11 protein-coding genes are annotated in these 12,962 nt (G+C 48.4%); 3 read left to right on the forward strand and 8 right to left on the reverse strand.

The window, feature by feature from the left end; translation table 11 throughout:
• Positions 1-123: 123 nt before the first annotated feature.
• The gene (locus SY83_RS07550) at positions 124-1,737 is read left to right on the forward strand and encodes a CPBP family intramembrane glutamic endopeptidase (protein ID WP_068605640.1); all 1,614 of its coding nucleotides are present in this window, start codon (positions 124-126) and stop codon (positions 1,735-1,737) included.
• Here the strand turns inward: SY83_RS07550 and uvrC are convergent.
• The 4 genes from uvrC to trxA form a co-directional block, all read right to left on the reverse strand.
• The gene (gene uvrC, locus SY83_RS07555) at positions 1,685-3,778 is read right to left on the reverse strand and encodes an excinuclease ABC subunit UvrC (protein WP_068605641.1); all 2,094 of its coding nucleotides are present in this window, start codon (positions 3,776-3,778) and stop codon (positions 1,685-1,687) included. The genes SY83_RS07550 and uvrC overlap by 53 nt on opposite strands.
• A 111-nt stretch (positions 3,779-3,889) precedes the next feature.
• On the reverse strand, positions 3,890-4,831 hold the full coding sequence (locus tag SY83_RS07560) for an AraC family transcriptional regulator (protein ID WP_068605644.1): 942 nt from the start codon (positions 4,829-4,831) through the stop codon (positions 3,890-3,892).
• 33 nt (positions 4,832-4,864) lie between these two features.
• Complete coding sequence (locus SY83_RS07565; RefSeq protein ID WP_068605646.1) at positions 4,865-5,854, reverse strand: Gfo/Idh/MocA family protein; 990 nt, start codon at positions 5,852-5,854, stop codon at positions 4,865-4,867.
• 179 nt (positions 5,855-6,033) lie between these two features.
• Entirely contained in the window at positions 6,034-6,351 is a 318-nt protein-coding gene (trxA, locus tag SY83_RS07570; RefSeq protein ID WP_068605648.1) for a thioredoxin, read from the reverse strand.
• A 237-nt stretch (positions 6,352-6,588) separates the two neighbouring features.
• On the opposite strand from trxA, the gene SY83_RS23045 reads away from it, so the two are divergent.
• Entirely contained in the window at positions 6,589-6,747 is a 159-nt protein-coding gene (locus SY83_RS23045) for a YqzM family protein (RefSeq protein WP_157279812.1), read from the forward strand.
• 76 nt (positions 6,748-6,823) lie between these two features.
• Here SY83_RS23045 and SY83_RS07575 read toward each other — a convergent pair whose 3' ends face one another.
• The 4 genes from SY83_RS07575 to SY83_RS07590 all read right to left on the reverse strand — a co-directional run bounded on the left by SY83_RS07575 (position 6,824) and on the right by SY83_RS07590 (position 11,019).
• Complete coding sequence (locus tag SY83_RS07575) at positions 6,824-7,402, reverse strand: general stress protein (RefSeq protein WP_082882381.1); 579 nt, start codon at positions 7,400-7,402, stop codon at positions 6,824-6,826.
• A 147-nt stretch (positions 7,403-7,549) separates the two neighbouring features.
• The gene (locus SY83_RS07580; protein ID WP_068605651.1) at positions 7,550-9,091 is read right to left on the reverse strand and encodes an ABC transporter substrate-binding protein; all 1,542 of its coding nucleotides are present in this window, start codon (positions 9,089-9,091) and stop codon (positions 7,550-7,552) included.
• Between the two features lie 88 nt (positions 9,092-9,179).
• The gene (locus SY83_RS07585) at positions 9,180-10,091 is read right to left on the reverse strand and encodes a carbohydrate ABC transporter permease (RefSeq protein ID WP_068605653.1); all 912 of its coding nucleotides are present in this window, start codon (positions 10,089-10,091) and stop codon (positions 9,180-9,182) included.
• 13 nt (positions 10,092-10,104) lie between these two features.
• The gene (locus SY83_RS07590; RefSeq protein WP_068605654.1) at positions 10,105-11,019 is read right to left on the reverse strand and encodes an ABC transporter permease; all 915 of its coding nucleotides are present in this window, start codon (positions 11,017-11,019) and stop codon (positions 10,105-10,107) included.
• A 196-nt stretch (positions 11,020-11,215) separates the two neighbouring features.
• Here SY83_RS07590 and SY83_RS07595 point away from each other — a divergent pair, with 196 nt between their 5' ends.
• A complete protein-coding gene (locus SY83_RS07595) occupies positions 11,216-12,958 on the forward strand; it encodes a sensor histidine kinase (RefSeq protein WP_068605656.1) in 1,743 nt (580 codons plus the stop codon).
• Positions 12,959-12,962 lie beyond the last annotated feature (4 nt).

A 12,962-nucleotide genomic window follows, 5' to 3' on the forward strand; every position in this document is an offset into this window, starting at 1 on the left:
ATTGAATCATAGTCAATCCACTCAGATTATAATGCCAGATCCGGGAACAATACAATCACTAACTTTCTTATCCCGTAGTTGTATGTTACTTTTAAAAATATCATTATTCCTAAGGAGACATCCATGAACTTATCTCAGACTAAACGCGAAGGTCCTTCCATACTGAAATGGTTGGCAATAGTCGGTGTCATGATCTTTGTGGCGACGAATTGGTGGCCTCTGTTTACAGGACAGTTATCGGAACAGGATTTGAAGCCCCCTATTTCCAAGGCTAAAGCGGCAATCGCGGCAAAGCGGTTTGTAATTAAACAATACAAGGAGAATGAAGCTTTAAAAAGCGTGGTTTCTTACCAGGCGCAGAAAGACTTCATAGGATACCTGCAACGCGAAGATCTGTTTGATACATACTCAAAGCAACTGGTACAGAAGTACCCTGTAGAATACTTTCAAGTGGAAGTATCTTCTGCCAGCAATCGCCGATACCATATTCATGTGCACTTAACCAGCGGCAAGGTATCCTCATGGACGACCTCATTGCCGCACGTCGACAGTGGTAACGGACTTCAAGCGGCACAACGGTTATTACGTGAGCAAGGCTTCCAACCCTCCGAGGTTCAGCTGGACAAGTCGCAATCCGAGGAAGGCACGTACCGATTTGACGTGCCGAAAGTACAGATTGGAGACGCTAGACTTTCTTTAAGTATCGGTACCGACAACAATCAAGTGACGTCCTTCCTACCGTCTTTCTCAATACCGGAAGCTCATACAGCCTGGGTGGAGAAACAGGATCGGGCTGCAGCCTGGATGACGTACGCAGGCAACCTGCTAACCGGATTTCTAATGGCGATCGCGGCCATTGTATTCGTAATCCTGAACCGTAAACAAGTTTCCTTCACCCGCGGAATTTTTCTCACCGCTGTTTTCTTCATAGTCAACGCGGCGAACAATGCCAATATGGTTCCCGCCTACAAGGTCATGCTGGGGGATAACGCTACAGAGCAAGCCATTGGCGCTGTTATGATATTTCAGAATGTTTTGTTCGCGGCCATGTCCGTCATGCTCTACTTCTCTTTCATTTCCGGCGATCAATTATGGCGCGCTCAAGGGTACACGCCATGGGCAAGGTGGAAGGAAGCGGATTACGGTGACCATGTCATGACCGCTATGAAGAACGGTTACCTCATTGCTTTAGCTATCTTGGGTTTGCAACAGGTGTTGTTTCTCGCGGAAGGCCAGATCTTCCATGTATGGAACACGACTGATCCTTCCTCCTCCCCCTATAACATGATATGGCTGTGGGTTTTCCCGTTCGTTGCCTGGGGAGCGGCCATTGAAGAGGAAGCCGTGTACCGGTTATTCGGCATTGCCCTGTTTATGAAAATTTTCCGCAATCCGATGATCGCCGCGGTAATCCCAAGTTTATTCTGGGCTTTCGGGCATACGCAATATCCAATCTATCCAACATACACGCGTGTGATTGAGCTCGTGATTATAGGTTTAGTGTTCAGTTATGTATTCCTGAAGTACGGCTTTATCACCGCATTGTTTGCTCACGCCGTGATGGATTCCTTGTTAATGGGTTTATCCATCCTGAGTTTTGGCGGCGTAAACGCGATAGCGGGCATCGCTCATATCGCAATGCCCGCTATCGTTGCCTATGTGATATACGTGCTGCACCGCAGGTTCAGGAAGTCTCCCGTTCCTCCGGCGTCACCGCCAACGCTTGATCCGGTGTAGGGTCCGTGTTTGCTGAGGTCACCTCGGCCTCGCTATCCGGCTCTGTTTCGGAAACACCGTTCAACGAAGTCAGAATCTGATTCGCTAACTTTTCCCCGATACCCAGAGGCCGGAAATCTTCAATTCCGGCCTCTTTAATTTTCTTCAGCGAGCCGAAATGCTTCAGCATCGCTTTTCGGCGCTTCTCGCCGATGCCCGGAATCGCGTCCAGCTGCGAGACGACCATCGACTTCGCCCGCGTTTCCCGGTGGAACGAGATGGCGAAGCGATGCACTTCATCCTGTATGCGCTGCAACAGGTAGAATTCCTGGCTGTCGCGCTGCAAAGGCACAATCTCGGCAGGATCGCCGATCATCAGCTGCGAAGTCTTATGCTTCGTATCCTTCACGAGTCCGCAGACCGGCACGTAGAAGCCCAGCTCATTCTCGAGAACATCAATCGCTGACGAGATCTGCCCTTTGCCGCCATCCACAACGATCAGATCGGGTCTTGGCAGGTTTTCCTTCAGCACCCTCTCATACCGGCGCCGGATGACTTCACGCATCGTTTCGTAATCATCGGGGCCTTGAACGGTCTTGACCTTATATTTACGATATTCCTTCTTGTCCGGCTTGCCGTCAATGAAAACGACCATCGCCGAGACGGGGTCCGAACCCTGGATATTCGAGTTATCGAACGCCTCGATGCGGCGAATCGGGCCTAAGCCCAGCCAATCGCCCAAGTTCTCCACCGCCTTCACGGTGCGCTGCTCATCCCGTTCAATCAGACGGAACTTCTCCTCCAATGCGACTCGCGCATTGTCGATCGCCATGGACACGGCTTGCTTCTTCAGGCCCCGTTGCGGTACATGTACCCTCACCTTCAGCCAGCTCTCCAGCGCTTCTTTCACATCCGACTTGCCTTCTTCGGTGTCCGTCTCGGCAGTGTCTATAGCTTCGGGCTGTGCCCCCGCTTCCGGTTCCTCGCTTGCTGCCGCATCCAACGCCGCGGCCAGCACCCACGCGGATGGCGGCTTCGTACCGTCCGCCGGCAGCTCGGCTGCCGGCTCCGCGCCTTCTTCTGTCGGCCGCGCCGGCAGAAAAATTTCACGCGGTAATGCCGGGTTGTTGCTGTAGTATTGCGTCACAAACGAAGTGAAATCATCATACTCATCCCCGTAGAAGGGGAAGGTGGAGGCGTGACGCTCGATCATTTTGCCCTGACGCATATACAGAATCTGTACGCACATCCAGCCTTTATCCACCGCGTACCCGAACACATCGCGATCCACCGCGTCGTTCATCGTAATCTTCTGCTTCTCCATCACGGCATTGATATTCTGAATCTGATCCCGCAATTCCTTCGCTCGCTCAAAATTCAATTCTTCCGCGGCCTCTTGCATTTTCACCGTCAGATCCTGTTTAATCTGCTGATGTCCGCCGTTCAGAAACTTGAATATTTCCTGCACCATGACTTCATATTCGGACGGCTCCACTTCAATAATGCACGGAGCCACGCACTGACCGATATGATAATACAAGCACACCTTGTCGGGCAATGTCTTGCATTTCCGTAAAGGATAGAGCCGGTCCAGCAGCTTCTTCGTCTCCTGAGCCGCGTAGGCGTTCGGGTAAGGGCCAAAGTACTTCGCCTTATCCTTAACAACCCTGCGGGTAACTTCCAGTCGAGGATGGGCTTCGTTCGTTATTTTGATATAAGGGAAAGACTTATCATCCTTCAGCAACACATTGTACCGTGGATTATACTTCTTAATTAAGTTACATTCTAAAATCAGCGCCTCCATATTGGAGGAAGTTACGATATATTCCAAGTCGCATATTTCCGAAACGAGCTTCGCCGTCTTGCCGTCATGACTTCCTGTGAAGTAAGAACGCACCCGGTTCTTCAATACTTTGGCCTTACCCACATAGATTACAGTATTCTCGGCATTCTTCATCAGGTAGCAGCCCGGTTTATCCGGTAACAACGCCAGTTTCTGACGAATCTTCTCCATAATGGCGGCGCGTTCGGCCAAAGCTATGCGATAGCTGTCGTCTGTCATCCATGTCTACCTCTCTTCCAATGAGCAAAAAAACGTATATCTGCTATTGTAACACAGATCATACGTTCTTCCGAGCGATAGCTTATTCCATTTTATTGGGTCAGGATGGGGTCACGCTTGTTGATTCAACCGGCGATATTCCGTGGGCGTCATCCCATATTTCTGTTTAAACACAGGAAATAAATAGTTGGTCGAATTATATCCGTTGGCTAACGCGATTTCCTCAACGTTCCGATCCCCTGTCAATAAATCCGAGCAGATTCGCGTCAACCGCACTTGCTCCAGCAAGCCCCGAAAGGTGATCTTGCCTTCGTCGCGAAAGATTCGCTGCAATTGCCTCGGGCTGATGCCCACCACAGTCGCAACCTCGTCCAATGACACGGGCCGGGATGCGTTGTCATCAATATACTGCTTCGCGCGTTCGAAACGGTGAACCGACATGTTACGTTCGGGAATTCCCCCGGCGGCATATTCATCCGCTGAAAACACGCGTACCGATCGCAGCAGGATTTGCGTAATAGCGGCTTTGAGCGAAGTATAGAAGCCGATCTTCTGCTCCTCCCACACCTTGTAGGCGTCCAGGAAGCACCCCATCGCATGAAACCGATCCGCCACCGGAACCGAGGGGAGTGTCCGCAGCATCTCAATGCATTGTTCCGCCTCCCGATGTTCGATACCGAAGCCCCAATCTTCAGCATCATGCACGGACTGCGGTAACGGCGTAATATCACAATGGAGACACAGCTCATACATCGGATCCTGCTCATCGGACCACTGTTGGTGCAGCACGCCGGGAGCCGTAATGTAGAACATGCCTTCGTGCAGTTCATATTCTACGCCTGCCAGATTTACCGTACCTTTGCCCTTGGGAATGAAATGCAATTCAAACTCCGAATGTTGATGAAAGGGGATGAGGTTGCCCGGCGGAAACTGGGTCAGGTGACAGTGCAGTACACGAATCCCAAACCCGCCCCAACGGAATTGCAGATCCAACCGATCCAAGGCATCCCACTTTCCTTCCATACGGGCAAAAGAAAATGAACTGTTGGGCATACCTCTCCCCCTCTCTTCCCAATCCTATCTTTCTTATGCCTGAAGTTCGCTTAAACGAATCGATCTGCCTTCCGTAACCGAACGATTGGAAGCTTCCATCAAGCGGGTGAGATCTGCCGCCAGAGCTACATTCTCGTCCGGTTTCGTACCGTTCTGAATGTGGCTTACCCACTGTTGGTATGCGGTAGGCAACCGGTCTCCGATGGCGATCTCTTCCCACTCGCCGCTTAGCTGATTACTGCGCACCTTCAGCGTACCGTTCTGGAACCCGTAGAACAGAGTTCCTTCCGTGCCGTGAATTTCAATAGAGAACGGGGAATGACTGTTTACGAAACCCGCTTCCACGATGCCGATCGCGCCGTTCTCATAAGAAAGAATGGACACCGCGTTGTCTTCCACTTCTTTGCCTGTCACGTAGCCATAAGAGGCAAATACGCTTTGCGGCAGACCCAGGAACAGCCTTACCAGATACATCGGGTGGCAGCCCAAATCGATAAGCGCTCCGCCGGCACATTGTTCCTTGGAATAAAAGTGTGCAGGCAGCCAGTCGGCTGTAGCTCCGTTATGGGATAATCTAACGCGGGCTTGTGTTAAGCGGCCCAATGAACCTTCTTCAACCAGCTTCCGAATAGGCTGTGTATAGTTATCATAAAGGCGCGGTAAGGATACGGAGAGGGTAACTCCCGCTTTCTTCACCGCTTCATAAATTTCATTCACTTCTTTCAGTGTAGGGGCTACCACTTTCTCAGTGAAGATGTGTTTACCCGCTTGGGCTGCTTTCACCATAACATCACGGTGTACGTTTGTCGGTGTGTCAATGACAACAGCGTCAATGTCATCACGGCCCAGCAGTTCATCCAATGACTCTATAAACGGAGCATCGTATTTCTCAGACATGGCTTTTCCGCGTTCAGGGATCTCATCCCAAATGGCGACGATTTCGGTGTCAGGATGGTTTAATACTTCACGTGTATAATCTTCCGCGTGTACGTGCCAATAGCTAATCATTCCGATGCGAATCAAGAAAATCACTCCTCAGTTAACTTTAAATATACGACATAGATTAAAAATATCATACATATATCCCTGAAATGAATGCATTTATGTGTCGTCTTTACTATAATTTTGCGACAATGGACACACAAAAGGGGACGGTTGCTGCCGTCCCCCTGATTCCATCATGTATGATTCGCTATTACCAATTAGATGTGTTTGTTCAGGACGTTCTTCAATCCGTCCTTGGAGTTGAAACCTACTACTTTATCGACCGGCTGACCGTCTTTAAAGACGATTAGCGTCGGGATACTCATAACGCCGAAACGGGAAGCCGATTCCGGGTTGTCATCCACGTTAACTTTCGCGATCTTTACTTGTTCGCCAAGCTCTTGATCCAATTCTTCAAGAACCGGAGCGATCATCTTGCAAGGGCCGCACCATGGTGCCCAGAAATCCACTAATACCGTACCTTGACTCTCCACTTCGGTGCTGAAGGAGTTGTCAGTTACATTCACAATTGCCATGGGAAAAGCCTCCTTATCCTGATTAAACACAAGTTACTTCAACATGTAAAGTATACCATAACCGAACAAATTATGCGAAACCCGCCTCACTTTGTTCACGGTTATAGCCTTTACACCCAATCATAGGTTGGGTATACTGGTTATATATAAAATACCCGATCTGTGCAGAAAGTGAAACTTGAACTTCTACATAGATTACTGCTTAGGATTCCACCCCAATGCTAGGAGGAGTTACAGATGAATAAAGTGGTTTATGACGTGAATGATCCGAGATCGCATCCGAATGAGGAACCGCGTGACGATCTGTTCGACCTGATGTTCGGTTTCGGCGCGATGTTCATCGGTATGTTCGGTGTTGCTACGATCGCAACGATTGTTGCCTTGTTTGTAAAGTAAATTCCACGCTACATATAAGAAGCCCTCTCGCGAGAGAGGGCTTCTTTGGTTAGGTGATTATAAGGTGTCCTTTATTTTATATACGATTGTTGCGGCCTGTTAGGATCTCGTCGCCTGTAAGTTGATTCGTATCCAGACTACGACCATCCGTAGACAGGTTATATGAATCCGCGTTCAGGGTGCCGTATTTGCGGAAGATGTCATATACGCGACCTCTGCGATCTCCGTCCGCATCCACCATGACCAGGAGCTTATCCTCTTTAACAAAGGCATCATAACGCTCCGCCTCATCCTCCGGAATACCCAGGCCGATCAGACCGCCTACAATCCCGCCTGCTCCGGCGCCAACGGCCGCTCCTGTTAACGCAGCCGCAATCGGTCCAGCCGCTATGATGGGGCCGATACCCGGAATCGCTAATGCGCCAATCCCTGCCAGCAAACCTGTCAAACCGCCAAGCACACCGCCCGTTGCCGCGCCCGTTGCTACACCTTCAGGCGCTTTCGTGCCTGTCATGTCACCTACATAATTCATGTCATCTTTGTTGCGGCTGATTACCGAAATATCATTCGAGGAATATCCTAGACTTTTCAAATCCTCAATCGCCTTAACCGCTTCTTGTTCTGTGTTAAATACGCCTACAATATTGTTCGTCATGTTCATCATCCTCCGTTTTCGTAGTTTCATATTTTCTGGTAAGTTGAACTGTTCTCTATTAACCGCCCTGCGAAGAATAAAACCATTTCTGTGAATTTTTTAATAAAAAACGCCCTGACCTAAAGGTCAAGACGCTACAACATATGCTTATTTTGTACCTAGGAACGCATCAAACTGCTTCTGCTTCTCGGCGATCACTTTCTCCAATCCCGCCGCTTTTTGCTTGCTGATATACTTTGGCAACACTTCTTCTGGATCAACCGCACCGGTTTCAAGACTGGCTGTAAATTCCGCCCCGATGTTTGTCAATACGGCCATTTCCGACTTGACGGGCTCCGGATCGAATGTGAAACCAAGACCCGGCGAAGCTTTGGCGCTGTCATTAAACTTGCGGAAGTTATCCCACTTGGCAGGATCTTCATTATCCCACAGAAAGCTAAGGAACTGATCGCCGAACATCCAAGCGGAACCATGATTATACGGACGGTTCGCCGGATCCGCACCTTCCGGAAGTTTGATGACATTATCCGATACCTTCACATAATGCGTTCCTTCAATACCCCAATCCAACAGATTCAGCAACTCTTTGTCGACATGCAACAGGTTGATCAGCATCATGGCGCGTTCCGGATTGCCGGAGGTTTTGGAGATCCCTAACATCGAGTTCGTCGTATCCCCGGTTGTAATGTAAGGGGGCGTGATTTCAATTTGAGTCAGCGGGAAGCCTACGGATCCTTCCATTTCTTTATCTTTGCCGGGCTTCAAACTTTCCGGCCACATAAACACCTTACCGGTCTTGGCGGTTTCATTCGCCAGCAACTTAGACGTGGCAGCGTCTTTGTTAATATAGCCTTTCGTATACCATGAACGCATTAACTTTAACGTATCCAGGTAGGACGGGTCCTCCAGACGGTTCACGATCTTCGTCTCGGTATTGGCGGAACGGATGGCGCCTGGAATGGAAGCATCTCCTAATGAGTCCCATTCGGTAATATAAGTAGGAATGGTTTGGGTTGATGATTGAAACAGAGGTGTCACCCCCGGCTCATTGTCCTTGATTGTCTTCAGGAAAGGCTCCAGATCGGTCAATGTTTTCACGCTGGTGAAATCCATTTTATACTTCTCGGCAAGGTCTTTCCGGACAATTACGCCCCGGGAAGCCGCAATCTCCTTATTGGTTGGAATCGCATACAATTTGCCGTTGATAGCCGCTCCTTTCAGGAAATCAGGGTTTTCCGTCTTTATGATGTCTTGGCCGTATTTCTCCAGCAAGCCGTCAAGTTCCAGGAAGGCGCCCTTCTTTACGTTCTGAGAATGTCCGTTCCAGCTGGCCGTAAACACAACATCCGCCGGTTCGCCCGTAGCGAACATCAAATTCATCTTATCGTTCCAGGCTCCCCAGTCGATCGCCTGCAAATCCACTTTAGCATTAATCTTTTCCGTTAAAATTTCATTCATCTTCGCTTCCACGGCTTTCTCATCCGGCTGCTCCGTGCCCGGGTAAATGAATGAGATGGTATAAGGCTTCAGATCATCTGTCTTTCCCTCTTCCTTCGTTGTTTCCGATGAAGGTTCTTTAGTTTCCGTACCCGTGCCGTTAACGTTGTTCGCATTGTTGCCGCCGCATGCGGTCAGCATCAGGGAAACGCTTAGAACAGCGCCTAACAATACATTCATTCTTTGTTTCATGGTAGAGCCTCCCTTTTCTTATTCCATCATATATGCTATCCAGCGCAGCTGGGAATAGCTGATTGTTGATTCTTGCCGGGCGACTCTATTACCCCTTGATAGCCCCTACCATTAATCCTTTGACAAAATAACGCTGAAAGAACGGATAGGCTAACACAATCGGACCAATGCCTATGATGCACATCGCCATTCTGACGGTTTCCGAAGGCGTTTCCAGTAAAGATCCGCCTTGGGAAGCACCCTGGGCTGCTTGTGCGTTGGAGGTGAGGTATTGGATGTTCAGCATCGTTTTGTACATGAGATATTGCAGAGAAACTTTGGAGCTGTCCGTAATGTACAGCAAGCTCATGAACCAGTCATTCCAATAATTCAAGGTAGTGAATAATCCCACTGTTGCCAATGCGGGTGTAGACAACGGCAGCACAATCCGCAGGAAAATACGGAATTCTCCCGCACCGTCGATCTTTGCGGATTCTATTAACTCCCCAGGGAGTCCTTTGAAGAAAGTTCTTAATATCAGTACAAAGAAAGGACCCACCATGAGAGGGATAATTAAAGCCCACAAGCTGTCCTTCAGATCAAGCATCTTAACGTACACCATGTACCAGGAAACCAACCCGCCGTTAAAGAGCATGGTGAAGAATACCAGAAACGAAAACAATTTACGATGCGGAAAGTCATTCCTTGCGATCGGGTAAGCGTACAAAGCCATGATTAAAACGCCAAGCACGGTTCCCGTAATCGTTACCAACAACGTAACTCCGTAGGAGGTGAGAATTTGGCTGGAATCCCGGAACAGGAACTCATAGGCGTAAGTACTGAATTTCTCCGGGAAAAATTTGTAGCCGTTACTCAGAACGGTTTTCTCATCGGATAAAGAGACGGAAATAACCAGAAATACGGGTATCAAACATAAGCATGTTATGACAATGAACAACAAATGGATGAAGGCTCCGGTTAAAGGACTTACCGAATTTATGCCCCGCTTGAATTGAAACATGATGCCAGCCTCCTTAGAAAAGCGCGTTATCCTTATTGATTTTGCGTACGATATAGTTGGACAGAAACACCAGCACGAAGCCCACAAAGGACTGATAGAAGCCTGCGGCCGAAGACATGCCCACATCCCCCATCGTTATGAACGTTCGATAGACGTAGGTGTCGATTACATTCGTTGTTTCATAGATTGCGCCGGCATTTAACGGAACCTGGTAGAACAGCCCAAAGTCCGCGTAGAAGATTCGGCCGATCTGCAACAGCGTCAGGATGACAATCAACGGAGTCAATTGCGGTAAGGTGATTCGGATCGCTTGCTGCCATTTGCTTGCCCCGTCGATTACTGCCGCTTCGTAATATTCACTGTTAAACGTCACCATCGCAGCCACGAAATACACCATGTAATACCCTATACTTTTCCAGATATTTACGAGAGGCAGAATAAACGGCCAATACTTTGGATCCGCGTACCAGTCGGCGGGCTCCCAACCGAACCAGCGGAAGACGGAGGCATTCATATAACCGTTCTCACTGTTCAAAAAAGCATAGACGAGATAACTCACCACGACCATGGAGAGAAAGAAAGGAAAGAACATGGCGCTTTGATAGATTTTGTGAAGAACCTTCCCCCTGAGCTCATTCAGAAGCATAGCCAACGAGACGCCAATGACAATGTTCATCGTAATAAACACGATATTGTAAAGAAGCGTATTTCGCGTAATGATCCATGCGTCATTGGTGCGGAACAGGAATTCAAAGTTCTTAAACCCTGCCCAAGGACTTCCGAAAATGCCGTCAGTGTAATTCACATTCTTGAAGGCTATTAACAGACCGAACATGGGAATGTAATTGTTTACGATCAGAATGATTGTGGTAGGCAGCAGCATGAGGTATAGAGGCCAATATTTGAAATAACTTCTCGCCGTTTGCATCGGTTCTCACCTGTTCTCTCTATCTTTTGAACCAAGTATACCGAATGCCCTTGCCCCTAATCTAACGCTGAGAAGACATGGTGTAGCACTATCATGACATGTTTGTGAAAAGACCGAGGATTAGGCTGGACACGGAATGAAAGCGTCACCCATAATGGGAATAGCACAAAGCTGTTCCACAGGAGGGCGCTACCAAATGTCTCAGTTCGGGAATATGTTTAAATCCGTCCGCACCAAATTTATCGTGATCTTTCTCGCCGTGTTGACACCTCTGGTTTTCTTTCTCTATTACAACAACTATTACGCTAGGAACGTTATTGAAACCCAAGTCACGCTTGGCTATGAAACTACGCTCTCTAACTTCGTCAAGCAAGTGGATGAGGCGATGGAAGCGACGGAGAAGTATTTGATCAACGTACAGCAGCAGGAACTTGACGTGAATGCCATGGATTTAAGCTTTACTGACAATACCGAATATACAATGACCAAAGTACGTGTAAACAATAAGTTCAACATGAATCTGAGCTATATGAAAGGCATTGATTCGTTCATGCTCTACTCTGTCAAGAATAATGAAGCCGTGCTGTCAACGAATGCGTTCGATTATGAGCAGAAGCTCCAAGCGGCTACAAAGTTAATGAACGAACGCAGCCAGAAGCAACCGATTCCCAGACGAGGATTGTTGGAAACGGCCTTTGTCGATGTGGACGGGAAACAATATATGATACGACTATACAACGCCAGTTCCACGCTAATTTTGGGGGCATGGGTTAATCTCGACGGGCTGATTGAAACGCTGAATATCGACAACTCGGCTGTATTGGCCAGGGATGGGACGCTGCTTGCCAACCGGGGATTAACAACGGAGCAGACTGGTTGGATCAAAGATTACGTGGAACGCGAAGACGGACAACCTCCGGATCTGGAGACGATTGTGAAGTTGCATGACAGCGAGCATCTTCTGTTTATCAAGACATCCTCTTCCCAAGAGCTGCGCTATGTCATCATGCTACCGTCCAAAGCCATCCTGCTCAATCTATCCTTCTTCCAAAAGGTTATTCTTGTCATTCCCGCCGCCATTCTGATCATTATCCTGTTTTATATCGCCTTCATGCAGCATCATATCATTCGCCCGATTCAGAATATTGTAAACGGGATGCGCCGATTATCCCAGGGGAACCTGGATATACAGCTGCACGAAAAGGCTTCAACGGAGTTTAATTACATGACAATGACCTTTAATTCGATGGTATCCGAGATCAAGAGTTTGAAATTTTTTATCTATGAAGAGAAGCTCCGAGTTCAGCAGGCGGAGATGAAACAGCTGCAGATGCAAATTAATCCTCACTTTTACGCAAACAGCCTGAATATCATCAACGGAATGGCGCAACTTGGTGATTACAGCTCGGTGCAGAACATGACACGCCTATTGGCCGCTTATTTCAGATATGTAACAACCAGCAACAAGGAGTTAATTCCGCTCCGCGAAGAAATTGAACATATTACAAACTATCTGCATATTCAAAAATACCGGTATCCGACCAGCCTCGTGTTCGATGTGAGGATCTCTGAAGCGTTGAAATCCGTAATGCTGCCGCCTTTGTCCATTCAACCGTTCGTAGAGAACGCCATTATTCATGGATTTAAGAAGAAAGTGAATCCCTTCGTGATCTCCCTTTACGCCGAACCGGATGAACAAGCTGAGGGCAGCTTCAGGTTAGTAATTGAAGATAACGGCGTGGGCGTGCCTGCGGAGAAACTGGATGCTTTACAAAGCTCGGCACAATTGCCCAGCACCGAAAGCAATCACCTGGGCATTTGGAACGTTCAGCGCCGCTTAAAGCTTTATTACGGTGAAGATAAGGTGAGCGTTGAGTTTGAGAACCGGGAAGAAGGAGGCTTGAAAGTCATGCTGCGCCTCCCCGGCAATCTCGGCTGAATGC

This window comes from Paenibacillus swuensis (assembly GCF_001644605.1).
GTDB classification, from domain to species: Bacteria; Bacillota; Bacilli; order Paenibacillales; family DY6; genus Paenibacillus_N; species Paenibacillus_N swuensis.